Origin of the sequence: Bacillus sp. 1780r2a1 (genome assembly GCA_024134725.1) — a bacterium.
GTDB classification, from domain to species: Bacteria; Bacillota; Bacilli; order Bacillales; family Bacillaceae_H; genus Priestia; species Priestia aryabhattai_A.
The window spans coordinates 589015-613964 of sequence record CP099863.1 but is presented as its reverse complement, the minus strand read 5'-3'; the positions used below and the strand labels follow the sequence as shown (position 1 = coordinate 613964).

At 38.5% G+C, this 24950-nt stretch carries 26 protein-coding genes, 1 tRNA gene and 1 riboswitch; of the genes, 10 read left to right on the top strand and 17 right to left on the bottom strand.

What is annotated here, in order from left to right:
* The first annotated feature begins 45 nt into the window (after positions 1–45).
* Positions 46–1155 carry a sn-glycerol-3-phosphate ABC transporter ATP-binding protein UgpC gene (gene ugpC / locus NIZ91_03250; GenBank protein USY55697.1) on the top strand — a complete coding sequence of 370 codons (1110 nt, stop codon included), beginning with the start codon at positions 46–48 and terminating at the stop codon, positions 1153–1155.
* Positions 1156–1191: 36 nt separating this feature from the next.
* On the opposite strand, the gene NIZ91_03245 is transcribed toward ugpC, so the two are convergent.
* Entirely contained in the window at positions 1192–1434 is a 243-nt protein-coding gene (locus NIZ91_03245) for a hypothetical protein (protein ID USY57079.1), read from the bottom strand.
* A gap of 172 nt (positions 1435–1606) precedes the next feature.
* On the opposite strand from NIZ91_03245, the gene NIZ91_03240 reads away from it, so the two are divergent.
* Both NIZ91_03240 and NIZ91_03235 read left to right on the top strand, forming a co-directional pair.
* Positions 1607–1682, top strand: a tRNA-OTHER gene (locus NIZ91_03240).
* 38 nt (positions 1683–1720) lie between these two features.
* Complete coding sequence (locus NIZ91_03235; protein ID USY55696.1) at positions 1721–1942, top strand: alpha/beta-type small acid-soluble spore protein; 222 nt, start codon at positions 1721–1723, stop codon at positions 1940–1942.
* Between the two features lie 85 nt (positions 1943–2027).
* Here NIZ91_03235 and NIZ91_03230 read toward each other — a convergent pair whose 3' ends face one another.
* Entirely contained in the window at positions 2028–3305 is a 1278-nt protein-coding gene (locus tag NIZ91_03230) for a hemolysin family protein (protein ID USY55695.1), read from the bottom strand.
* Between the two features lie 231 nt (positions 3306–3536).
* On the opposite strand from NIZ91_03230, the gene NIZ91_03225 reads away from it, so the two are divergent.
* Entirely contained in the window at positions 3537–4157 is a 621-nt protein-coding gene (locus NIZ91_03225; protein USY55694.1) for an NAD(P)H-binding protein, read from the top strand.
* A 45-nt stretch (positions 4158–4202) separates the two neighbouring features.
* Here NIZ91_03225 and thiD read toward each other — a convergent pair whose 3' ends face one another.
* The 7 genes from thiD to NIZ91_03190 form a co-directional block, all read right to left on the bottom strand.
* Positions 4203–5003, bottom strand: a complete 801-nt coding sequence (thiD, locus tag NIZ91_03220) for a bifunctional hydroxymethylpyrimidine kinase/phosphomethylpyrimidine kinase (protein USY55693.1) — start codon at positions 5001–5003, stop codon at positions 4203–4205.
* Between the two features lie 20 nt (positions 5004–5023).
* The gene (locus tag NIZ91_03215) at positions 5024–6046 is read right to left on the bottom strand and encodes a thiazole biosynthesis adenylyltransferase ThiF (GenBank protein USY55692.1); all 1023 of its coding nucleotides are present in this window, start codon (positions 6044–6046) and stop codon (positions 5024–5026) included.
* Complete coding sequence (locus NIZ91_03210; protein ID USY55691.1) at positions 6043–6810, bottom strand: thiazole synthase; 768 nt, start codon at positions 6808–6810, stop codon at positions 6043–6045. The genes NIZ91_03215 and NIZ91_03210 overlap by 4 nt, the downstream gene beginning before the upstream one ends.
* 5 nt (positions 6811–6815) lie before the next feature.
* Complete coding sequence (thiS, locus tag NIZ91_03205) at positions 6816–7019, bottom strand: sulfur carrier protein ThiS (GenBank protein ID USY55690.1); 204 nt, start codon at positions 7017–7019, stop codon at positions 6816–6818.
* Complete coding sequence (gene thiO / locus NIZ91_03200) at positions 7016–8143, bottom strand: glycine oxidase ThiO (protein ID USY55689.1); 1128 nt, start codon at positions 8141–8143, stop codon at positions 7016–7018. Before thiO ends, thiS begins: the two co-directional genes overlap by 4 nt.
* Positions 8127–8753, bottom strand: a complete 627-nt coding sequence (gene tenI, locus NIZ91_03195; GenBank protein USY55688.1) for a thiazole tautomerase TenI — start codon at positions 8751–8753, stop codon at positions 8127–8129. The genes thiO and tenI overlap by 17 nt, the downstream gene beginning before the upstream one ends.
* Before the next feature lie 80 nt (positions 8754–8833).
* Positions 8834–8933: riboswitch (TPP riboswitch) on the bottom strand.
* A gap of 84 nt (positions 8934–9017) precedes the next feature.
* The gene (locus NIZ91_03190) at positions 9018–9218 is read right to left on the bottom strand and encodes a hypothetical protein (GenBank protein USY55687.1); all 201 of its coding nucleotides are present in this window, start codon (positions 9216–9218) and stop codon (positions 9018–9020) included.
* A gap of 373 nt (positions 9219–9591) precedes the next feature.
* Here NIZ91_03190 and NIZ91_03185 point away from each other — a divergent pair, with 373 nt between their 5' ends.
* The 4 genes from NIZ91_03185 to NIZ91_03170 all read left to right on the top strand — a co-directional run bounded on the left by NIZ91_03185 (position 9592) and on the right by NIZ91_03170 (position 12952).
* Positions 9592–10404: an amino acid ABC transporter substrate-binding protein gene (locus NIZ91_03185; GenBank protein ID USY55686.1), complete on the top strand. Its 813-nt coding sequence runs from the start codon at positions 9592–9594 to the stop codon at positions 10402–10404.
* On the top strand, positions 10388–11092 hold the full coding sequence (locus tag NIZ91_03180) for an amino acid ABC transporter permease (GenBank protein USY55685.1): 705 nt from the start codon (positions 10388–10390) through the stop codon (positions 11090–11092). The genes NIZ91_03185 and NIZ91_03180 overlap by 17 nt, the downstream gene beginning before the upstream one ends.
* A 26-nt stretch (positions 11093–11118) precedes the next feature.
* Positions 11119–11853, top strand: coding sequence for an amino acid ABC transporter ATP-binding protein (locus NIZ91_03175; GenBank protein ID USY55684.1), 735 nt, complete (start codon positions 11119–11121; stop codon positions 11851–11853).
* A 109-nt stretch (positions 11854–11962) separates the two neighbouring features.
* Positions 11963–12952, top strand: coding sequence for an acryloyl-CoA reductase (locus tag NIZ91_03170; protein USY55683.1), 990 nt, complete (start codon positions 11963–11965; stop codon positions 12950–12952).
* A 36-nt stretch (positions 12953–12988) separates the two neighbouring features.
* On the opposite strand, the gene NIZ91_03165 is transcribed toward NIZ91_03170, so the two are convergent.
* Positions 12989–14398, bottom strand: coding sequence for a SpoVR family protein (locus tag NIZ91_03165; GenBank protein ID USY55682.1), 1410 nt, complete (start codon positions 14396–14398; stop codon positions 12989–12991).
* Positions 14399–14645: 247 nt separating this feature from the next.
* On the opposite strand from NIZ91_03165, the gene NIZ91_03160 reads away from it, so the two are divergent.
* On the top strand, positions 14646–14903 hold the full coding sequence (locus NIZ91_03160) for a YhdB family protein (GenBank protein ID USY55681.1): 258 nt from the start codon (positions 14646–14648) through the stop codon (positions 14901–14903).
* 189 nt (positions 14904–15092) lie between these two features.
* On the top strand, positions 15093–15656 hold the full coding sequence (locus NIZ91_03155) for a biotin transporter BioY (GenBank protein USY57078.1): 564 nt from the start codon (positions 15093–15095) through the stop codon (positions 15654–15656).
* 31 nt (positions 15657–15687) lie between these two features.
* On the opposite strand, the gene NIZ91_03150 is transcribed toward NIZ91_03155, so the two are convergent.
* The 7 genes from NIZ91_03150 to NIZ91_03120 all read right to left on the bottom strand — a co-directional run bounded on the left by NIZ91_03150 (position 15688) and on the right by NIZ91_03120 (position 24844).
* Positions 15688–17439, bottom strand: coding sequence for a phospho-sugar mutase (locus tag NIZ91_03150; protein ID USY55680.1), 1752 nt, complete (start codon positions 17437–17439; stop codon positions 15688–15690).
* A gap of 192 nt (positions 17440–17631) precedes the next feature.
* Positions 17632–19311, bottom strand: coding sequence for a glycerol-3-phosphate dehydrogenase/oxidase (locus NIZ91_03145; protein USY55679.1), 1680 nt, complete (start codon positions 19309–19311; stop codon positions 17632–17634).
* 222 nt (positions 19312–19533) lie between these two features.
* Positions 19534–21024 (bottom strand): glycerol kinase GlpK, encoded by a 1491-nt coding sequence (gene glpK / locus NIZ91_03140; protein USY55678.1) that lies wholly within the window; start codon positions 21022–21024, stop codon positions 19534–19536.
* Between the two features lie 65 nt (positions 21025–21089).
* Positions 21090–21917, bottom strand: coding sequence for an aquaporin family protein (locus NIZ91_03135; protein ID USY55677.1), 828 nt, complete (start codon positions 21915–21917; stop codon positions 21090–21092).
* 216 nt (positions 21918–22133) lie between these two features.
* On the bottom strand, positions 22134–22688 hold the full coding sequence (locus tag NIZ91_03130; protein ID USY55676.1) for a glycerol-3-phosphate responsive antiterminator: 555 nt from the start codon (positions 22686–22688) through the stop codon (positions 22134–22136).
* A gap of 89 nt (positions 22689–22777) precedes the next feature.
* The gene (locus NIZ91_03125) at positions 22778–24316 is read right to left on the bottom strand and encodes a GNAT family N-acetyltransferase (protein USY55675.1); all 1539 of its coding nucleotides are present in this window, start codon (positions 24314–24316) and stop codon (positions 22778–22780) included.
* 126 nt (positions 24317–24442) lie between these two features.
* Positions 24443–24844 carry a YhcU family protein gene (locus tag NIZ91_03120; GenBank protein USY55674.1) on the bottom strand — a complete coding sequence of 134 codons (402 nt, stop codon included), beginning with the start codon at positions 24842–24844 and terminating at the stop codon, positions 24443–24445.
* Positions 24845–24950 lie beyond the last annotated feature (106 nt).

Genomic DNA, 24950 nt, shown 5'->3' with positions numbered 1-24950 from the left:
CGGTTTCATAATAACAAGGTACATACTCAAGGGGGAGAATAAAAAATGGCTGAATTAAAATTAGAGCATATTTATAAAATTTATGATAAAAACGTAACGGCTGTAAAAGATTTTAACCTTCACATTGAAGACAAAGAGTTTATCGTATTCGTTGGACCATCTGGTTGCGGTAAATCAACAACTCTACGAATGGTAGCAGGCTTAGAAGAAATTTCACAAGGTGATTTCTATATCGACGATAAGCGCGTGAATGACGTTGCGCCAAAAGACCGTGATATTGCGATGGTGTTCCAAAACTATGCGTTATATCCTCATATGACTGTATATGACAACATGGCGTTTGGATTAAAGCTTCGTAAGCTTCCAAAAGATGAAATTGATCGTCGTGTAAAAGATGCTGCGCGCATTCTTGGGTTAGAGCAATATCTAGACCGCAAACCAAAAGCTTTATCAGGGGGGCAGCGTCAGCGTGTAGCATTAGGACGTGCAATCGTTCGTGACGCAAAAGTATTCCTAATGGATGAGCCACTATCAAACTTAGATGCAAAGCTTCGTGTGCAAATGCGCTCTGAAATTGCTAAGTTGCACCAACGATTAGGTACAACAACAATTTACGTTACGCATGACCAAACGGAAGCAATGACAATGGCTAGCCGCTTAGTTGTTATGAAAGACGGTATCATTCAACAAGTTGGAACGCCTAAAGAAGTATACGAAAAGCCAGAAAATGTATTCGTAGGCGGATTCATTGGTTCACCTGCTATGAACTTCTTAAAAGGAAACCTATCTGATGGTAAAATTACGGTTGGTGATTCTGTTCTTGCAGTTCCAGAAGGGAAAATGAAAGTATTACGTGACCAAGGCTATGTAAATAAAGAAGTAATTCTAGGTATCCGTCCTGAAGATTTTCATGATGAGCCTGTCTTCATTGAAGCTTCAGCTGGCACAAAAGTAACCGTTAATGTGGATGTTTCAGAGCTAATGGGAGCTGAAACAATGGTGTATGCTAAAATTGGCGGACAAGACTTTGTCGCTCGCGTAGACGCTCGTTCTGAAGTAAAAGCTCAACAAAAGCTTACTTTAGCATTAGACTTAAATAAATCTCACTTCTTTGATGCAGAAACAGAAAGCCGCATTCGTGCAGAAAAAGAATAAGAATAAAAAAAGAGAAGAGTTCCCTCTTCTCTTTTTTTATTCTTTAATGAACTTAATCTCTTCGTGCTGACATCTCTGACAATAGAAAAAGTGTGTGCAAATATGCTGCACATAATCATTTGAAATGCCGTTTTCAAGCTTTAATTCATCAATTTCCATATACGCGCTGTAATCATCGAAATAGTCGCTAATCTTTCCCATATCGCTTAACTCATAGCCACATACCTTACAATATTCAGATAAAGTAGACAGCCCATTGCAAAGCTCACATATATGCATCATTTCCTTACCCCTTCTTTACTTCGATAAGATATACATAATATGTGCAACTCCATTATTTCTACTCTACTGATTTCCATCCAAATTACCAATAATTACTAATATTTTCTTATGTATAAACTTTTAAGTGCTTTGTCATACTACTAGTAACAACAAAGCAAGCATTTACTACTGGGCTACGCCGAGGTAGGCAGATAAGTTTCTTGCTAAACTTATCGACGCTGGTTCAATTCCAGCTAGCCCAACCATACTACTATTATTTTATCTAACGAGGAGATGAATAAACATGGCAAACTACCAAAAAGCATCAAACAGCAATTCATCAAACAAGTTAGTAGCACCTGGAGCTCAAGCTGCTATCGATCAAATGAAATTCGAAATCGCAAGTGAATTTGGCGTAAACTTAGGGCCAGACACAACAGCTCGCGCAAACGGATCTGTTGGTGGAGAAATCACTAAGCGCTTAGTACAATTAGCTGAGCAACAATTAGGTGGCGGCAAGTACTAATATTTACACAATTTTATAACATGGCTATAGCACCTCAACAACTGTTGAGGTGCTTTTTATTTTTACAATAGACAAGATACGATTTCTAGTCTGCTATTTCCAATTCATTATTTGACGCTGACTGAACTTGAACATTGACTTTACGAATACGACGATTTTCAACCTCTTTAATTGTAAACGTTACGCCTTCATAACTAAAGAAATCTCCTGCAACAGGAACTCGTTCAAACTGTTCAAAAATCCAGCCACCAAGGGTATGATACGAACTTTCTGGTGCCGGCACCTCAACATATTTTAAGAAATCATCAAGGGGGATTTCCGTATTAAATTCAAACTCTGTTTCACTAATTTGATCCACATAGCGAACAGCTTCATCGTGTTCATCCCAAATTTCTCCTACAATTTCTTCTAAAATATCTTCAAGCGTCACCAGACCTGAAGTACCACCAAATTCATCTACAACGATTGCCATATGTACTTTGTTCTTCTGTAATTCAGGTAGTAAAACAGAAATTTTCATTGATTCGACTACAAACATTGGCTCACGTACTAATTCACGAAGATTTACTTCTTTTTCTTGAACTAAATATGTTAAAAAATCACGTTCTGATAAAATTCCAATAATATTGTCAATATTATCTTCATAAACTGGAATTCGCGAATATCGTTCTTCTAAAAAGATTTCTTTTATTTCATCAATCGGCTGATTGACCTCTATCGCTACCATATCGATTCTTGGTTTAAGAATTTGTCCAACAACAATTTCATTAAACTCTAACGAACGATGAACAAGCTCTTTTTCTTGATTATCAATAACGCCTTCCTCTTCACTCAGGTCAACCATTACTTTAATTTCTTCTTCAGTAACTGAAGGGCTATATTCTTTACCTGTGAATAGTTTTGACACACCAGACTTCAGCAAAACAAAAAGATAAGAGATTGGTGTTAGTACTTTAATTAAAAAGTATAAAATACCGGATATCATCAATGTAAAGCTTTCTGCATGCTCTTTTGCTAATGATTTAGGTAATACTTCACCAAAAATTAAAATTAAGATGGTCATAACTACTGTACTAATGACAAGCGCTGAATTACCGCCGAATAAATCAATTGCTACCTTCGCTGAAATAGAAGATGCAGCAATGTTTACAATGTTATTTCCAATTAAAATGGTGGATAACGCTTGGTCAAAGTTTTCAGTAATCAACAGCGCTTTTTTGCTTCCTCTTCTTTTTTCATCAGCATAGTTTTTCAGGCGTATTTTATTTACACTTGAAAAAGCTGTTTCAGCAGATGAAAAGAAAGCTGATAATAAGATAAGAACTGCCAACAAAATAATTTGACTCAGGGGTAGGTCTACCAAAGGTCATTCACTCTCCTAAAAAAATAATAAAATTTTATACTACATCATTGCGTTTACCCTTTAGTGCAAAATAGTACAAATATATCATATCAGAAACCTTTCTATTTGAAAATGAATGTCAACTGCTATGACAAACCGATTTTATTTGGCTATTTCTAGAAACTGCTTTATTATATTCTATGAAAGAAAGATTCATGCCCTTCGTATGTTTACATAAAGGAGAGATGCAATTTGGATATTGCTTTATTAGGTGCAACGGGACGCGTTGGTCAACAGCTTATTGAACTATTATTGGAAAACAATCACAAGGTAACAGCTTTAGTTCGGAATGTGCACCGCCTGCCTATTTCACATACTAACTTGAAGGTAATTGAAGGCGACGCTCGTGAAGAAAAAGTATTGGATTGTTTGTTTCAAGGACAGAATGCTGTCATTAGTACACTTAGTACCGATGGAGCTAACGTCATTTCAGAAAGCATGCCTGTAATTATAAAAGTAATGACTAGGCATAGTATTGAGCGAATTATTACTGTCGGCACCGCAGGAATCTTACAATCTCGAACAGAACCTTCACTATATCGATTTCAGTCTAGTGAATCAAAGCGTAAGCTTACAAGAGCTGCTGAAGATCACCTAAAAGGGTTTTTGACCTTGAAAGAAAGTAATCTTCTTTGGACGATTGTATGCCCTACTTACTTACCTGATGGAAATATTACAGCGCACTACCGCGTTGAAAAAAACGTCCTTCCCTTAGATGGGAAAAAGATATCTACGGGTGACACCGCTCATTTTATTTATGAGGAACTGTTAAATCCGCGATTTCCCCATTGCCGAGTTGGCATAAGTGAATAGAAAACAGCATCTCGAAAGCAGAGATGCTGTTTTTGAGATGCTGCTTTACGTAAGCTTCCGATAAGCCCAATGATTTGTAGGTCCATGCCCATTTCCAATTTCTAGCGTATCCTTAATCGCAGCATGGACGAAATCCGAAGCAAGCTGAACGGCTTCTAGAATAGTTGCTCCTTTAGCTAACTCGGCTGCTACACAAGCAGCAAACGTACAACCTGTTCCGTGCGTATGCTTCGTATCTACGCGCTTATGAACAATTTCATGAAAGAACTGACCGTCATAGACTAAATCAATCATCTCCTCTTGGGATTGATCGTGGCCCCCTTTTATGACTACATTTTTCACTCCAAGGCTATGAAGATTTTTGGCTGCTTCTCTTCGCTGTTCCATCGTTGTAATTTCATATCCTGTCATAATTTCTGCTTCGGGAATATTAGGCGTCACAACTTCGGATAGTGGTAGCAGTACATCATTTAACGCAACAATAGCTTCTTGCTGAAGTAATGATTGTCCGCCTTTTGCGATCATAACCGGGTCGACTACTACGTTTTTCAGTTCGTACTTATGCAGCTTATCCGCCACAATACGGATAATATCTGAGCTAAAAAGCATGCCTGTCTTAATGGCATCTGGGCGTAAATCGGTAACAACTGAGTCAATTTGCTTGGCAATTGCTTCCTCAGTGAGCGGATATACCCCTTGAACACCTAGAGTGTTTTGAGCCGTTACCGCTGTGATAGCGGACATACCAAATACTTTACGCTCTTGAAATGTTTTTAAGTCTGCTTGAATTCCGGCTCCTCCTCCGCTATCAGAGCCAGCTATTGTCAGTGCTTTTGCTACACTCATAAAAATCTTCCTTTCGTCATTTACCCAATATAACGGTGATAAAGGTTTTTTGCTTCTACTGTATCTTTTGTGCCGTGTACAAAAATTCTTCCATCCTGAAACACAACAAGACGATAATCATCAATTGCTACGGACAAAAGATATGGATTTCGGTCCACTCGGTACCCTTTACCTTTTAAATGCTGTTCTAACTCTACTATGTTAGGTGCTTGCGTTGCCTTTGCAGGGCGAATTTGTACAGTGTCACGTCCGCATAGTACAGCTGTTTTCAACTGATTTTCAAATTGAAGTGCAGGAAAAACTGGCTGCTGACCACACGATGTACATTCATCTGTTTTTAAAGCATGAACGTTCATGGTACGGTATTCATTTTTCCAAACATCAAATGATACTAGCTGTGAACGCAGTGCTCCTTGATCTTCTACAAGAATCTTTAGTGCCTCTGTCACTTGGTGTGCAACAACCATCTGTACAGCAGGGCTAATAATCCCTACCGTGTCACACGTAACCCCACCTAAAGGTACTGATTCTAACAAACATGCTAAACATGGAGTTTCTCCGGGAACGATTGTATAGCTAATCCCATAGCTCCCCACACACGCTCCATAAATCCAAGGAATTTGGTGTTTTTGTGATAAGTCATTTATTACAAGACGTGTATCAAAGTTATCCGTAGCATCAATTATTAAATCAACGTTTTCCAGCAGCTGTTCAATAAATTGAGGCGTACCGTCTGCTACGTGTGCTTCAATATCAACATCTCCATTAATCTCAGCGAGCCTTTCTGAAGCAGCTACTGCTTTTGGAATACGATTAGCTGCATCTCTCTCACTATAAAGCTGCTGACGCTGCAAATTGCTCCACTCTACATAATCTCGGTCAATGATTGTTAACTTTCCAACCCCAGCTCGAACAAGCGCTTCTGCATTTCCTGTCCCTAGAGCACCTGCTCCAATTAATAAGATATGCTTTTGTGATAATTTTTTCTGTCCTTCTTTACCAATCGGGGAAAAGAGCTCTTGACGTGAATAGCGCGCTGTCACCCCATACTCATCCCTTCTGTTGGGCTACTTGCGACCGCATATTCTTTAAATGGAATACGACCAGCTAAATAAGCATCACGCCCCGCTTCGATTGCAAGCTTCATCGCGCGAGCCATTTTCACAGGATCTTTTGCGCCTGATACAGCGGTGTTTAGTAAAACAGCATCCGCACCTAGCTCCATTGCCTTGGCAGCATCAGAAGCTGTACCAATGCCCGCATCTACAATAACAGGCACCTTAGACTGTTCAATAATAAACTGCAGGTTCAACGGATTAATAATCCCTTGTCCCGACCCAATTGGAGAAGCTCCAGGCATAATAGCATGAACACCTAGTTCCTCAAGCCTTCTAGCAAGTACAACATCATCAGACGTATACGTTAATACTGTAAAACCTTCTTTTAACAACTCTTCACTTGCTTTTAACGTTTCAACAGGGTCTGGCAATAACGTTTTATCACAGCCAATCACCTCAACCTTGACCATATCACACAACCCAGATGCCTTTGCCAGCTTCGCAATTCGAACCGCTTCTTCGGCATTTTTAGCTCCAGCTGTATTTGGTAAAAGCGTAAACCTTTTAACATCAAGAGCTTCAAGCAAGTTAGGCTGAGACTGATCAAAAATATCCATTCTCCTCACTGCAAATGTTAAAATCTCTGTTTCTGATTCTTCTACTGCTTGACGCTGCGTCGTATAATCTGGAAACTTCCCTGTACCTAAAAGTAAACGAGATGCAAATTCATATTTTCCTATTTTCAACATAACTTTCATCCTCCTCCTACAAATGAAACAATCTCTAGTAAATCGCCTTCTGACAATGAGGCTTTTTCATGATCTTGCTTTTGTAAAATCTCTTTATTTAACTCGACAATCACTACTTTCTCATGTAAATCCCTTGATTCTAATAACTCAGAAACCGTTTGAATTGAGGAATCTATCTCAACGCTCTTTCCATTAATCACTAAGTTCAATACGTTCCCTCCATTTCTCTTTGTAAGCGAAAAGCTGAAAAAAAGGAATGTTTTGGATTCTCACCTTTCATTTGCTCCGCCATGATTTTACCTGTGATTGCACTTAGTAAAATACCATTTCGATAGTGTCCACATGCTAAATAAACATTATCTAATTCCGGGTGCTGTCCTAAATATGGCCAACCATCTACAGTTTGTGGACGAAGCCCTGCCCATGCTTTTTCAAATGACGCCTCTGCAAGTGATGGAACAAGAGAGATTGCTTTGCTAATTAAAAATTCAATAGCTTCTGCAGATACGTGCTTCGTGTAATCATGGGGACGCTTTGTAGCTCCAATCACTATTCTTCCCCCTGCTTTTGGAACAACATAAAATCCTTCATCTAAAAATATGGTCTTTTGAATGCTTGGTTGATTGGTCGTGAGGGATATACACTCACCTTTAATAGGAAACAAATGCTTTGGCTGAATAGCCGTCACCAGATCTTTCGTCCAAGCACCGGCGCTTACCATCACTTGGTCACTGTAGAAGTTGCCCGCTGATGTCCGTACGCCAACTACCTTTTTGTTATCGTATATAAGCTCATGAACATGACAGTTCTCATAAATAGCTGCCTGATGGTACAAAGCTCCGTGTACCAAAGCTTGGGTTAACTTAGCTGGCATCAGCTGGCCATCTTTTGGAATGCTAATAGCCCCGTATGTATCAGGGGTTAACAACGGTTCAGCTTGCCTTGCTGCGTCAGGAGATAACCACTTCACTTCCGAATCCCACCGCCTGTGACGCTCTGCTTTGGCTTTTAGCAAACCTGCTTCCGCTTCAGTTGCTGCTACTTTTAATAGTCCTTTTTGAATGAACTCAACATCAATATTCGTTTTTTCTTTTAATTCAGCAACGAGATTCGGAAAAAGCGACCTACTTTGAATGGCTAGCTCTAAAAGCGGCCCTTCTTCATCAATTTCAGCTTGCGCACCTAATATTCCAGCAGCTGCTCCCGATGCTTCACAACCAATCTGGTTTTTTTCTAAAATTGCTACTTGATATCCCATTTTAGAAAGGTGATACGCGGTTGAGGCTCCAATGACCCCGCCACCAATAACGAGTGCATCATAATGTATTTGCATATGTATCACTCCACCTCCTTAGTTGTTCATCATATTCCTTCGCTGCCTGTAGCGGGTTTTCATCTTGAAATACACCCGACATAACAGCGATGCCGTGTGCACCTGTGCTCAATACTTCGCTCACATTGCAAGGCATAATTCCCCCGATGGCAATTACGGGTATTTTCACTGAACGAACCACTTGATTTAACCGTTCAAGCCCTCGAGGTGTTTGACCAAGCTTTGACTTTGATGGATACACATGACCATAAATGACATAATCAACACCTGTTTGTTCAGCTTCCTGTGCTTCTTTAATACTGTGTACGGATTTACCAACAATCAATGGCTGAAAATGTGCTTTTACCCCTTGAACACTTAGACTGTGATAAGCCAAGTGCACACCCTTTACATGAGAGGCAAAAGCTACATCTACTCGATCGTTAACAATTAGCTTTGAAGCGTGCACGTCTTTTTTGAGTTCTTCAATGAGCATTTCTAACTCTCGTGCCGTTCGCTCTTTTTCTCGAATATGGATAGCTCCTACATACGGGTCAATATCTCTGCTAATTTTCAGAAGCTGTTCAAAGGACTGTTTCCCTGTTGACACAGCATGTAGTTTGGGTATCATAGCATCCTCACCTTTATTTCGACATAAACGCAAAAAAACCACTCTACAACGTAGAGTGGTTGGCATGCATTCATTATGTAAACATGGCTCATCCACTTCCCTACGCTGGTACAAACCAGATCAGGTTCAAAGGGTCCGAATTTTTTCGTCTCAGCCATAAAGGCTCCCCTAGTGATTTTTTCTAATATTTTCACTTTTCATTTAGAAGTATAACATATTTGTGAGTGATTACAACCTACTGGACCATTTTTCTCATGTACCGAGCTAATAATCTTCGAGCTCTTTTTCTTTTTCCCTATGCTCTTCCCATAGAAATGAGCCAAGTAAGGTAGCAAAAGTTAGGATATAAAATCCGTAGAATAACAAGGCAGCTATGCTGTTAACCATTAAAAAGATAAAACTAATGACTTGTCCTGCAATTGTTACAATCAATAAAATATATTTCCATACTTCACGTTTTCTCATTAAACTTATCTCCACTTTTCAAATCCTAATTTCAATGCTCTTTTCTCTATTATAACAAGTTTCGAGTATGAGTAAGGAATATCTAATCAAAATAAAACAATTGTCCCAAAAACAATAAGGGAAGAACGTAAATTTTGTTAAAATATCATCAGCTATCTACTTATTCCCTTTCCTTTTTATTCATAAACTAATGATTTTTAATATGATAATCCCAACCTTTTCCTGATGCTCTACAAAGTACATAAACCCTTTGAGAACAGCCATACTATCTATTAGAAGTTTTTTTTATTGACTTTTAACTTCTTCTTGTTTAATATCAATTACGCTATCAAGAAATATAATTCCTATCAAATTACTGGGGGTTTAACAAAAAATGAAAAAATTAGTTGCATTTTTATCTCTTTTATTAGCGTTCACAGTTGTGTTAGCAGCTTGTGGGTCAAATGAAAAAGAAACAAATAACGCAAGTAAAAGTGATCAAGATTTATACGAAAAAGTAAAAGAAGACGGCGTTCTAACAATTGGAACAGAAGGTACATACCCTCCATTTACGTTCCATGACGACTCTAATAAGTTAACAGGCTTTGACGTTGAAATTGCACAAGAAGTTGCAAAGCGCCTTGGTGTGAAAGCTGAATTTAAAGAAACACAGTGGGATGGAATGTTTGCTGGTTTAGACGCTAAGCGTTTTGACATGATTGCTAACCAAGTTGGAATTCGTCCAGACCGCGAAAAAAAATATGATTTCTCTGACCCATACATTGAGTCTGCAGCGGTGCTTGTTGTTCGTGAAGACAATAATGAAGTGAAATCATTTGAGGACATGAAAGGTAAAAAGTCTGCACAATCACTTACAAGTAACTATGCTGATTTAGCAAAAAAATATGAAGCTGAACTAGTAGGTGTTGAAGGATTCACGCAATCAGCTGAGTTAATCGTTTCAAAACGTGTAGACGGTACAATTAATGATAAATTATCATTCTTAGACTATAAAAAACAACGTCCAAATGCACCTGTAAAAATTGTAGATGAAGCAGAAGACGCATCAGCAAGTGGATTAATGTTTCGCAAAGATAGCGGTAAGTTAGTGGAAGAAGTAAATAAAGCTTTAGCAGATATGCAAGAAGACGGCACATACGCTAAAATTTCTGAAAAATGGTTTGGTGAAGATGTTTCTCCTAAATAGTATCTTTACTGACCCTGAGCGTGCAGAGCGCTTAATCTCTATTGCTCAATCCTCCCTCTATCCAATGATAGAGGGAGCTATTCAATATACTATTCCACTAACGCTTATTTCATTTATACTAGGCCTTATTTTAGCTATTCTTACAGCGCTTGGACGCTTATCTTCTATAAAAGTATTTAATATAATTGCGCGCGTATACGTGTCACTGATTCGAGGGACACCTTTACTAGTGCAATTATTTATTATTTTCTACGGGTTGCCAACGCTAGATATTACAATTGATCCATTTGTTGCCGCAGTAATTGGGTTTTCATTAAACGTAGGTGCGTACGCATCTGAAATCATCCGTGCTGCGATTTTATCGATTCCTAAAGGGCAATGGGAAGCTGGTTATTCAATTGGGATGACATATACTCAAGCTTTAAAGCGTATTATTTTACCCCAAGCTGCTCGCGTATCCATTCCGCCTTTATCGAATTCATTCATTAGCCTTATTAAAGATACGTCGCTAGCATCTCTTATTTTGGTAACCGAAATGTTTCGTCGTGCACAAGAAATTGCGGCCACAAACTATGAATTTTTATTACTTTATACGGAAGCGGCTCTTTTATACTGGATTATGTGTACCATTCTTTCCATTGTTCAAGGACGAATTGAAGCGAAGCTTGACCGTTATGTCTCAAGATAACTGTATTAAAAAAGGAGTTTATTAGCGTGATTAACATTACGAACCTTCATAAATCATTTGATGATTTACACGTATTGCGAGGAATTGATTTAAACATCGAGCAGGGTAAAGTAGTGGTTCTAATCGGTCCTTCAGGTTCCGGAAAAACAACGTTTCTTCGCTGTTTAAACTTGCTGGAACTTCCTACTGATGGCAAAATCATCATCGATAATCAAGAAGTAAGCTTTGAGAAAAAGTTACCAAAGCAAAGGATAACATCTTTTCGTAGCTTAACGGGAATGGTATTTCAAAACTATAATTTATTTCCTCATAAAACAGCGCTTGAAAATGTTATGGAAGGGCCTGTTATTGTAAAGGGTATTTCAAAACAACAGGCGAAAGAACGCGCTGTTTCCCTGCTACAAAAAGTTGGACTAGGAGACAAGGTTAATTTTTATCCATTTCAATTATCAGGAGGACAACAGCAGCGTGTGGGTATCGCTCGAGCAATGGCTATGGACCCTAAAGTAATGCTATTTGATGAGCCTACATCTGCTTTGGATCCTGAGCTTGTAGGCGATGTTCTAAAAGCAATGAAAGATTTAGCAAGAGAAGGCATGACCATGGTTGTGGTCACACATGAAATGCGCTTTGCTCGAGAAGTGGCAGACGAAGTAATCTTTATGGATCAAGGCGTAATCATGGAGCGTGGAACGCCAGAAGAAATTTTCAAAAACCCTAAAGAAGAGCGAACTCGTCGCTTTTTAAATATGATTCAATAAAAGGCTGCTGAACTGCAGCCTTTTGCATTATCTGCATCGTATTATACTTTTGAATTTTTGTCTTTTATAATAAATATAAGCTCGAAGATATGAAGGGAGACAGAACGGCATGGAAAATTTTAAAGCTCTTGTCTTAACAAAAGAGAACGAACAAGTTCAATCTACTATTCAAACGCTCACGCTCGACGAGTTACCGCAAAGCGATGTTCTCATCAAAGTTCACTACTCAGGTATTAACTATAAGGATAGCCTAGCTAGTATTCCAAACGGAAATATTGTCAAAGCCTATCCCTTTGTACCAGGAATTGATTTAGCAGGTACGGTTGTTTCTTCTAATAATCCTCGCTTTAAAAGCGGTGATGAAGTCATTGCAACCAGCTACGAAATTGGAGTCTCTCATTACGGTGGCTATAGTGAATACGCTCGCATCCCTGCAGACTGGATTGTTCCTCTTCCCGATGGACTAACCTTAAAAGAAGCTATGGTAATTGGAACAGCTGGCTTTACAGCTGCTTTATCTGTAAAAAAGCTCATTGATTCGGGCTTGAAACCAAAGGATGGCCCTGTCCTAGTCACTGGCGCTACAGGTGGTGTAGGAAGCTTTGCCGTTTCTATTTTATCAAAGATGGGTTATGAGGTTGCTGCTAGCTCTGGAAAAGCTTCTAGTGCCACCTATTTAACAAAGCTTGGAGCTACCACTCTTTTAACTAGAGAAGATGTTTACAACGGTAAAGTCAAAGCCTTAGCAAAAGGAAAGTGGGCTGCTGCAGTCGATAGCGTAGGGGGTGAAACGCTCGCAAGCGTGCTATCCCAAATTCAATACGGTGGTTCTGTTGCAGCTAGTGGCTTAACGGCTGGAACAGCCGTCCCAACTACAGTTTTCCCGTTCATCTTACGCGGAGTGAACTTACTTGGTATTGATTCTGTCTATTGCCCATTGTCCCTTCGAAACGAGACATGGAAGCTGCTAGCAACAAGCTTTAAGCCAAATCAGCTTGAAGACTTCATCCAAGAAGAAATCTCTCTTAATGATGTACCTAACTATCTTCCAATGCTGCTTGAAGGACAAGCTCAAGGTCGTATACTTATTAGACTGTAGATATACAAAAAGGAGAAGCGAATGCTTCTCCTTTTATTATAAATGCTTTCGGTGTACTGTTTTCCCGTCATACGTAAAGGCGATTGGCTTTTCTTCCATTACGGTTTCTAGATGCACAGGTCTGCCCCACAATTGATACAAATACGGCACAACCTTCTCTAAATACTTGACGTCTAGTTCAATTCCTTCATACCAATGTTTTAAGTATAGCTCTCCATTTTTCAAGTAATCACCATTCGTGACTGTAATATACGGAAAACCACCGTTTACGCGCATGTTAACAAGTTGATCTCGCACTTCTGTCCAGTCTTTATCTACAATCTTATAATCTTTCCCTTGCTTTTGAAATAAGTACATATCCTCTCTCATGACAAGGTCTTTTGTTAGGTAATTTCGAATAAATGAGATATCCGATTCAACTTCCCTAACCTCAAACATTTTTTCCCGTCCTGAACCTTTTTGAATGCCGCGTCGCTGCATTTCGGCAGTAGGATTATCATATCGTTCTTCAATGTCTTCAAAAATCTTCAAGCCCAAATAATATGGATTGATGCTTGTTCTAGACGGTTGAACAACACCTGCATTTAGCTTTGCAAATTCAATAGCTTCATCGCTTGTTAAATCCATTTCACGAATGATTCGCTGATGCCAATAAGATGCCCAGCCTTCGTTCATAATTTTTGTTTCAAGCTGCGGCCAAAAATACAGCATTTCTTCTCTCATCATCGTTAAAATGTCGCGCTGCCACTCTTCTAAGTATGGGCTGTATTGTTCAATAAATAAAAGAATATCCTTCTCTGGCTGAGGTGGAAATTTCTTAAACTTCTCCACTTGACGAGTTTTCTTTTTCCCACGTGAGTCTAAGCTCCATAAATCATCGTATGGTGATGAAACTTCTTCCTGCTCTTCTTCTACATCATCCATGCTCCATGACAGTTTTGCCCTCATTAAAGATGGATCAATATGCTCTTGAATCGATAAAATTGCATCTAAGAACTTCTCTACTTCTCGCTTGCCATATTGTACTTCATATTCTTTAATACGATCTGCAGTTGCAGCCATGCTTTCAACCATATCTCGTTTAGAATTCGCAAAGCGGCTGTTGTTTTTAAAGAAGTCACAATGGGCTAAAACGTGAGCTACAATAAGCTTGTTTTGAATCAGTGCATTTGAATCAAGTAAAAATGCATAGCAAGGATCTGAGTTAATAACTAGTTCATAAATTTTGCTTAAACCAAGGTCATAATGAAGCTTCATTTTATAGAACTGCTTTCCAAAGCTCCAGTGAGAAAACCTTGTAGGCATGCCATATGCGCCAAATGTATAAATAATATCAGCTGGACAAATCTCATATCTCATTGGATAAAAATCTAAACCAAATCCTGTTGCAATTTCAGTAATTTCGTCAATCGCTCGATGTAGTTGTTTATAGTCCGCTTCTTTCACTACAACTCCCCCTTTATATCCCTTAATTCAATCTATGTCCTAATGACGCAAATCATGTGTTTTGAATCAGGTTCTTTATAAGAAATTGGGAAGGTAGTACTTTATTTTCATACAAAACAATTCATTCTAATGTCATTTTTGCTTCCTAACCGTTATTTATACATTGGTCTTTTGACCAACATTTACAGGGGAACAAATTTCGTAAATATCATACACTAATTTCAACTCCTCAAAAGGAGGACTGTTAATGGACACAATTGATTATGACCGTGCTTTATATTACACGAATCGATCACAATGGGATAACTTGTTAATTTTAATGGTTCGCACTGAAGATGATTTTCTTTCAAAGAAAATCGAACATTTTTTACACGCCTACAACTTTGAACGAAACTATCGAGTAATTCAAGAAGAACTGTATTCGTTATTGCGTTATATTGACCATGCTTCAGAGCTTTCAGAGCACAACCTGAATGATTTTGTAGCAGTGGATCCCTTAACGTAACATCACCTATAGATAAAAGAAGAGGTTTTCCTCTTCTTTCTTTTTTGTGAACCTGCATAAAAAATAAGTTGACATAAATAATCATTTACACGTACAATTTGAGTATCATTGACTATCTTACATATGAAGGAGAAGATTACTTTGAGTGGAAAACTTCGTTTTCGTACACTTGATTTAACATTAGCAGGGATGTTCGCAGCTCTCATGGCTATTGGTGCAAATATTACATCTTGGGCACCATTCTTACAGGTAGCTGGCGTTCCACTGTCTATGCAACCATTTTTCGTAATACTAGCCGGGATTTTATTAGGAAGTCGCTTAGGGGCTATTTCCATGATTGTATACTTCCTTGTGGGGCTTGCAGGAGCACCTGTATTTGCTCAGTTTAAATCAGGAGCTAGCGTTTTATTTGGCAGTACGGGCGGCTTTTTATTATCATATATTGTTGCTGCTTATGTAGTAGGAAAAGTTATTGAATGGAAAGGGAAACCTCATTTTTCAGTATTTATAAGTGCTGCACTTGCAGGTATTGCCATTATCTATATTATTGGAACAACATATATGTACATGGCTGTTAACTATTGGTTAGAAGCTCCGGCAATGAGCTATGCGACTGCTTGGAAAATTATGATTTGGTTTGGTGTAAAAGACATTATCTTTACAATTATTGCGGCGTTAATTGCGCCTCGAATTTATAAAGCTTTAACAGCTTCTCCTTATTACAAAGGAATTCATTCAAATAAAGCTGTATAGAAAAGGCTGAGCAAATAAGCTCAGCCTTTTTTTAAGCGTTCACACGATTAATAACTTCTTCTACTTGATTCATAACGGCTTTTTGAACATCAGCTAACTGGTTAGCGCTCGCTTGTTCATCTTTGGTTACGACACCAAAATAAAACTTAACTTTTGGTTCTGTACCAGATGGACGTAAGCAGAACCATGAACCATCTTCTAGTACATATTTAAGTACGTTTGATTTTGGAAGCTCAATATCTTCTACTTTTCCACTTTCAACAAACTGACGAGTTCCTAGCGTATAGTCTTCAAGAACGGATACTTTAAGACCTGCAATCTCTTTTGGTGGCTCATTTCTAAACGTCGCAAGAATATGTTGAATTTGTTCAGATCCTTCTTTTCCTTTTAACGTTAATGACTTTAATCCTTCTTGATAGAAGCCATAAGTTTCGAAAATTTGATGAAGCGCTTCGTAAAGCGTCATACCTTGCTTTTTGTAATACGCGCATACTTCAACTGCTAAAACAGCAGCTTGCACCGCATCTTTATCACGTGCAAAGCTACCAATTAAATAACCATAGCTTTCTTCATACCCAAATTGGAATTCGTATTCCCCTGTTTGCTCGTATTGCTTGATTTTTTCTCCAATAAACTTGAACCCTGTTAGCGTGTCGACAACATGTAAGCCAAACGAACGAGCAATCTCAGCTCCTATTTCTGATGTTACGATTGTTTTTAATACAACACCGTTTTCAGGAAGCACACCTTGTTCTTTTTTCTGAGAAAGCAAGTAGTGAAGTAAAATTGCTCCCGTTTGGTTTCCTGTAAGCAATGCATATTCACCGCTTGGATCCTTCACAGCAATTCCCAATCGATCGGCATCTGGGTCTGTAGCAATCAATAAATCTGCATCAATTTCTTTGCCTTTATTAACAGCATATTCAAACGCTGCTTTCTCTTCAGGGTTAGGTGACTTTACTGTTGAGAAATTAGGATCTGGTAGTTCTTGTTCTGCAATAACCGTTACGTTCGTATAACCGATTGTTTCTAACGCTTTTCGAACCGGTTTATTAGCCGTACCGTGAAGTGGTGTAAAGACTACTTTTAATTCTGGACCTACCTCTTGTGCTAAGCTAGGATTTAATAAGATGGTTTTGAGCTTTTCATTATATGCCTCATCCATAGAAGCACCAACCATTTCAATCAATCCAGCTGACTTCAACTCTTGCTCTTCTTTTACTGACAGTTCAAGTTCGTTTTCAACAGCATTTACGTAGCCTACAAGCTCATCTGCTTCTTTTGGAGGCAGCTGCCCACCATCTGGGCCATATACTTTGTAACCGTTATACTCAGGGGGATTATGACTCGCTGTAATAACAATTCCACCAAAAGCACCTAATTGACGAACTGCGAAAGATAGCTCGGGGGTTGGGCGAAGCTCATCAAATACGTATGTTTTAATCCCTTCAGTTGCAAGGGTTTTAGCAGCTTCCATCGCAAATTCTGGCGATTTATGTCTTGAATCGTAAGCGATAACAACTCCTTGTGCCTTTGCTTCTTCCCCTGCAGAAGCAATATAATCTGCAAACCCTTTGGATGCTTTGCGAATGGTATACAAATTCATACGGTTAGTACCCGGACCAATTTCGCCACGCATTCCACCTGTACCAAACTCTAAGTTTTTGTAAAAACAATCTTCCAGCTGTTTCTCATCCGCTTTAATGCTTGCTAACGCTTCCTTTAACTCTCCATCTAAATGTACATTTTCAATCCAAGATGTGTATACTTGCTTCCAGTTCATGAAAAAAGCCTCCTCATCAATACCTTTATGTATGAAAAGAGAAAAACGACAAATGTCGCCTTTCCCTTTAAAATGACATGTCATACCTTGTCAATATTGTAACGTAATATGATAAAAATTCGATGAAAGAATCGAATTTCCTGCTATTACTCCTTACGCAATTGACAATTTTTGAAATGTAGTACTATTGTATCATGAAATATCAGCGATTTGGCTACCTTTTTCATCAACTGGCACAACTGCATCATGTAAATGTTTGTTAAGCTCTTGGCTATACTCAGACGTTTGCTGAGGCGTCCAGCTTAACTCTTGCGCCATGTATTTAATAACGGCTTCTTTCCACTCACGGACCCAAGCAATATCAAAGAATAAAGCGCCTGTACGACGGATAAATAAATCGATTGGCTTTGTAACCATCTCTTCTTCTATTCCATACTGTACTTGTAAAAATACGCTTGCCGGTAAATTACTTGCTTTCATTTTATCTTTATAGTCGGTCATGTAGCGATACAACAAATCAATATTAGAACCATAGCGCTTAACAAGTTTTGTTGCTGCTTCAGGAGACAGCCCAAGCTCTACGCCGACTTTCACTTTTTCCTCGACGAATTTCGGGAAATTCTTAGAGCCACCCACATCTCCACCAGAAATCGGTAAATATTTTGTTTGACTAGGTTTAAACGCGTTTCCTTCTGCTTTCAACTGCTCTGCAACCGTATTTACTACAAGCTCTGCCATTTTACGATAGCCAGTTAGTTTTCCTCCAGCAATCGTAATTAATCCTGAATGTGATGTCCACACTTCGTCTTTGCGTGAAATCTCAGATGGGTCTTTTCCTTCTTCATGAATTAATGGTCGAACACCAGCCCAGCTTGATTCAACATCATCAACTGTGATGTTGACAGTTGGGAACATGTAGTTGATTGCGTCAATTACGTATTCGCGATCTTTTACAGTCATCTGTGGGTGCCTTGCATCTTCTTTATAGACTGTATCCGTTGTTCCAACGTATGTTTTACCATCACGTGGAATAGCAAACACCATACGGCCATCTGGCGTATCAAAGTAGATAGCTTGTTGCAGTGGAAAACGCTTTTGATCAATTACTAAGTGAATGCCTTTTGTTAACTGTAGCTGTTTTCCTTTTTTTGAATTATCTTTTTCACGTAGAGAATCAACCCAAGGACCAGCTGCGTTCACAATTTTTTTTGCATGAATTTTGTACGATCTTTTCGTAATTTGATCAACAACTACTGCACCAATAACCGTTCCATTGTCATAAATAAACTCGTCTACTTTTGTGTAGTTTACTAAATCAGCACCGCGATTTGCTGCTTCTTTTGCTACTTCAATTGTTAAGCGAGCGTCGTCTGTTTTATACTCAACATAATAGCCACCGCCTTTTAAATCCTGTGATTTTACAAGGGGTTCGCGCTTTAATGTTTCTTCAGCACTGAACATTTTACGACGCTCAGAACGTTTGACTCCTGCTAGATAATCATATACGCGTAGTCCCACTGATGTTGAGTACTTTCCAAACGTACCTCCTGTATGAAATGGTAATAACATCCACTCTGGTGTTGTTACGTGTGGACCATTTTCATACACAATGGCACGCTCTTTTCCAACTTCTGCAACCATTTTCACTTCAAACTGCTTTAAATAACGAAGGCCACCGTGGACAAGCTTTGTCGAACGACTTGATGTTCCAGATGCAAAGTCCTGCATCTCAACTAATGCTGTTTTCATTCCGCGATTTGCTGCATCTAAAGCAATTCCTGAGCCTGTAATACCTCCACCAATAACAAGTAAATCATATTTTTGAGTTGTCATTTCTTCTAATTTATTTACACGCATTTTGCTTGAAAACATTTGTCATTCCCCTTTTCTTTTTTCAATTTTTTACAGTTATCTAAAAAAAAGAGACCACAAATCGCATATGTATAACATATGGATTCGTGGTCTCTCCGATTCTCCAACCAAATTATTAACTTGTCTTTAGTATAGCATAAATATGATTAATTTTAAAGGTTTTTCCTCTATATCAGCAGGAATTTTTCAATTTTAACATTCAAAATACCAATATCTACATTTTTATTTAAACGCCATTGTTGCGTTAACTGCTTTTTTCCAGCCTGCATATAAGTCTTCACGACGGCTTTCTTCCATATCAGGTTCGAACGACTTTTCCATATTCCACTGCTGCGCAATCTCTTCGCGGTCTTTCCAGTAGCCTACAGCTAGACCTGCAAGATAAGCTGCTCCTAACGCCGTTGTTTCATTAATTTCAGGACGCTCAACGGGAACATTTAACAAGTCGCTTTGGAACTGCATTAAGAAGTTGTTTTTAACTGCTCCACCGTCTACACGAAGGGTTTTTAATGTAATGCCCGAATCAGCTTCCATTGCGCTTAGCACGTCTTTTGTTTGATATGCTAATGCTTCTAGCGTAGCTCGAACAAAATGCTCTTTTTTTGTACCTCGCGTTAAGCCAAACATGGCACCTCGAACGTCACTATCCCAATACGGTGTGCCAAGGCCTACAAAAGCTGGAACCATGTATACACCATCTGTTGAATCTACGCGATTAGCATACTTTTCTGTTTCTTTTGCATCCTTAAACATGCGCAGCCCATCGCGAAGCCACTGAATAGCAGAACCAGCGACAAAGATACTTCCTTCTAGTGCATATTCAACTTTCCCATCTACACCCCAAGCTAGCGTTGTTAAAAGCCCATGATCAGACTTAACGGCTTTTTCACCCGTGTTCATTAACATGAAACAACCAGTTCCATACGTATTCTTTGCCATTCCTTTTTCATAGCACGCTTGTCCAAATAAAGCTGCCTGCTGATCGCCTGCTGCTCCTGCGATTGGAATGTTGTGACCAAAGAAATGGTAATCAACCGTATGTCCATACACTTCTGATGACGGTTTGACCTCAGGTAACATTGATTTTGGTACCGATAAGATATCCAATAGTTCATCATCCCATTGTAAATCGTAAATATTAAACATTAGTGTACGAGACGCATTTGAGTAATCGGTTACATGAGCTTTCCCTCCAGATAATTTCCAAATTAGCCATGTATCAATTGTACCGAACAAAAGCTCACCGTTTTCAGCTTTCTCACGTGCACCTTCCACATTATCTAAGATCCATTTTACTTTTGTACCTGAGAAGTATGCATCAATTAATAAACCAGTTTTCGAGCGAAACGTATCATTATATCCTTTTTCTTTTAGCTCTTCACAAATTCCTGCTGTTTGACGAGATTGCCATACAATTGCATTATAAACTGGCTTTCCTGTTGCTTTTTCCCACACAACCGCTGTTTCACGCTGATTTGTAATTCCAATTGCTTCAATTTGTTCAGGTGTTATTCCTGATTCCGATAAACAAGAAGCAATAACCGATAGGATTGACCCCCAAATTTCGTTAGCATTATGCTCTACCCAACCTGGATTTGGAAAGTATTGAGTGAATTCTTTTTGAGCAACGTGAACGATTTCGCCTTTTTTATTAAATAACATTGCGCGAGAGCTCGTTGTTCCCTGGTCTAATGATAAAATATATTTTTCCATACTTTATTTCCCCTTTTTGTATTATTTCTTTTATTTTACTCTGACTGTGATTAAAACGCATTCATTTATTTGATAACGCTTTTCTTTGCCATTCCTGGCGCATTTTTTGCTTTTGATATCCCATACACTCCAGCAAACACAATTGCCACAAGTGTTAATACAACCCATAGCGCGCTTCCTGTTTGATTTTTAAAAGCTGCAAGATAGAATACTGCCCCTAATGATCCACCTAAGATCGGGCCTAGGACAGGCACCCAAGCATAACTCCAATTTGATGAACCTTTTCCTGCAATCGGTAAGATGGCATGTGCAATACGCGGACCTAAGTCACGTGCAGGGTTAATAGCATAACCAGTTGTACCACCAAGGGATAAACCGATGCTTATAATAAGAAAGCCTACAATTAATGGGTTCAATCCTTCTGTAAATTCATTTGCACCAATTGTTAGTAAACCAACTACTAAAATAAACGTACCAATTGTCTCACTTAATAAGTTTGAAAATGGATTAGGAATAGCTGGCCCTGTTGCAAAAACACCTAATTTTGTTCCTTGATCAGCTGTTTCTCTCCAATGCGGTAGATAATGTAAATATGTTAATGTTGCTCCTAAAATTGCACCAATCATTTGTGCTACTATATAAAGAGGTACCTCTTTCCACGGGAAATCTCCAGTAATTGCAAAGCTAATCGTTACAGCAGGATTTAAGTGGGCACCACTAATGTTACCGACCGCATAAGCCCCCATAGCTACCGCTAATCCCCAACCAAACGTAATAACAATCCAGCCTGAATTTGCTGCATATGATTTTTTCAAATTAACACCAGCACAAACTCCAGCACCTAATATAATTAAAATCATCGTGCCAATTACTTCACCTAAAAATGGACTCATATAAAAACCTCCTTCGGTCTAATAAGAAACCGTTTACAGCAAGAAGAGAATAAAAAAATCCACCATACTTCCCTCTAAATTCATGCATATAAATTTAAAGAGCTATATCGTGGATCTCCTATTCTCCGTCACATGTATTAACTTGTTTACAAGTTTACTAGCTGTTGAAAGCGTTGTCAACACATTTTCGACAAAAAATTCAAACCTCATAACTCTTTATTTAAACGTATTCCACAATTGTTTATTCGAAGTAGTGACTGCAGCTGCACCTGCAGCGATTGCATTCTTTACTTCTTCTTCCGTTCGAATAAGACCACCCGCGAGAACTGGTATCCCGGTTTCTTCCGCTACCTCTTTAAGAAGTGATGGAATAATCCCTGGTAATAGCTCAATAAAATCTGGCTCTACCTTTTTAATGAGCTCATAGCTTTTCTTAAGGGCTGTACTATCTAGCAAAAAGACGCGCTGAATGGCATAAATACCTCGCTGTTTCGCTTTTAAAATCACGTTGGTACGCGTGGAGATAATGCCAGCCGGCTTCAATTCTTGACATAGAAAGTCAACCGCATATTCATCTTGCTTTAGACCATGTATTAAATCGAGATGAATAATCATTTTCTTTTGGTGTCGATGAACTTCTTTCATAATGCCTCGCAGTAAACCTACTTGGTTATCTAACAAAACACCATACTCATATTCACTTGCTAAAAAACGTTCCAGCTGCTTCATATCACGTACAGCAGGCAAAACGGATTGTCCATGAAAACTCATGTTTTCCCCTCACTCTGTTTATTTATTTCTTTATATTATGACAAAAGATGAGTAAAAAAACACCATGCATTTGCATGGTGCGGCGTAATTTATTTTTTATATTTAATATTATAAACGTCATGTCTACGATCTTTTAACTGACGAACCGTTCCCGATTGGCGCTGCCTGCGTAAAATCTCCAGATCAACGTCGCCAATAACGACCATCTCAATATTTGGATTACATTCTCCTACAATACCATCTCTTGCAAATTCAAAATCTGAAGGGGCAAAGATAGCTGATTGCGCGTATTGAATATCCATATTTTCTGTTTCCGGTAAATTCCCTACTGTCCCTGCAATTACGGTATAAATTTGATTTTCTACAGCGCGTGCCTGAGAACAATAGCGAACGCGTAAATAACCTTGACGGTCTTCTGTGCAGAAAGGTGTAAAGATAATGTTAGCTCCTTTATCTGTTGCAATTCGTGCCAGTTCAGGGAATTCGATGTCATAACAAATTTGGATGGCAATTTTCCCACAATCTGTATCAAATACTTCTACATCATTTCCTGGACTAATCCCCCACCATTTGCGTTCATTTGGTGTAATATGCACCTTATACTGCTTTTCAATTGTTCCATCTCTGCGGAATAAGTACGCAATGTTAAAGATATCGCCGTCATCTTCTTCCACAAAGTGTGAACCGCCAATAATGTTTACGTTATATTTTACAGCTAACCCTGTGAAGAGCTCAATGTATTCTTCTGTGTACTCTGTAAGGCGTTGAATCGCTTTACTTGGAATTTGCTCATCTAAAAATGACATAAGCTGCGTCGTAAATATCTCTGGGAATACACAAAAGTCTGCTTTCGCATCGTACGCAACGTCCGTATAGTATTCCACTTGAGTAGCAAACTCTTCAAATGAATTGATTTGCTTCATCATATACTGCACAACGCAGATTCGCACTGGGAATGATGTTTTGAAATGGCGTTTTGAACGTCGCACATAGTCTACGTTATTCCATTCCATGAGCGTTGCATATTTATTAGAAGCTAAATCATCTGGGAGGTAGCCAGGATTGATTCGCATCAAAGTAAAACCGTTCATTAATTGAAATGATAAAACAGGATCATAAATTTTATGGTGAATTACCTGTTCTACATATTCACGAGGAGACATTTCTCCTGAATGTTTATGATAATTAGGAATGCGCCCACCAATGATAATACTTTTTAAGTTCAGTTCACGTGCTAAGTCTTGGCGCGCTTCATAGAGTCGTCGCCCAATTTTCATCCCACGATAATTTGGATGAACCATCACTTCAATTCCATATAGGTTATACCCTTCTGGATTATGATTTGTGATATATCCTTCATCTGTAATATCATCCCACGTATGCTGGTCATCATACTCATCAAAGTTGACAATCAAACTTGAACATGAACCAATAATCTCTCCATCAAACTCTGCACAAATTTGACCTTCTGGAAAGATTTCAAGATGACTTTCTAACTGCTCACGCTTCCACGGCTCCATTCCTGGGAATGATAGTTTTTGAAGTGCTAATATTGCATCTATATCAGAGTGTTTAATGTTTCGTATAATCATTTTCTTTTCAAACTTAGACAAATCTATTGTTGACATATTTACCAACCCTCTTTCGCACATAACTGAAAATTTAGTTTCCCTTTTTTTCATTATATTAAACAAAATTAAAAATTCTAACTATTTAGCATCCTAAAAAAAGGAACACCCAGCGGATGCTCCTTTTTAATGATAATATTCAGTTTGAGATGAGTGTTGTGAATAAGATACAAGTAAGTTCTCTCGTTCAAAAAGTTCAATAGATAAAGGAAAAACAAACCCAAATTTACTAAGTATTCTCACATTTTTACCGAATCGATCACGATCACTCTTTTTAATTGGACGATGTTGAATGGATTCAACTAAAGCAATAACTGTTTGCAAACTACTAATGACTTGCAATGCTTCATCAAGTAATCCATTATATAATGGGTTAGACTCATCATGATGACCAAGTAAATAATGGCTATGAATATGCTGTAGTCGTTCATCTGATACATATTGAGGTAATAAATCATATAGAAGTTGCTCTGTTAATTCTTCTATGTAATGTTCCATCTCAGCTGGAGCTGCACATGCAATTTTCAACGTTGCCCCTCCTTTTATAAAACAAGTTTATATACGTAGGATAACATAAATAAAAACAAAGAAGATAAGGTAGTTATTTCCTCCTAAAAAAAGGAACTTCCGCACT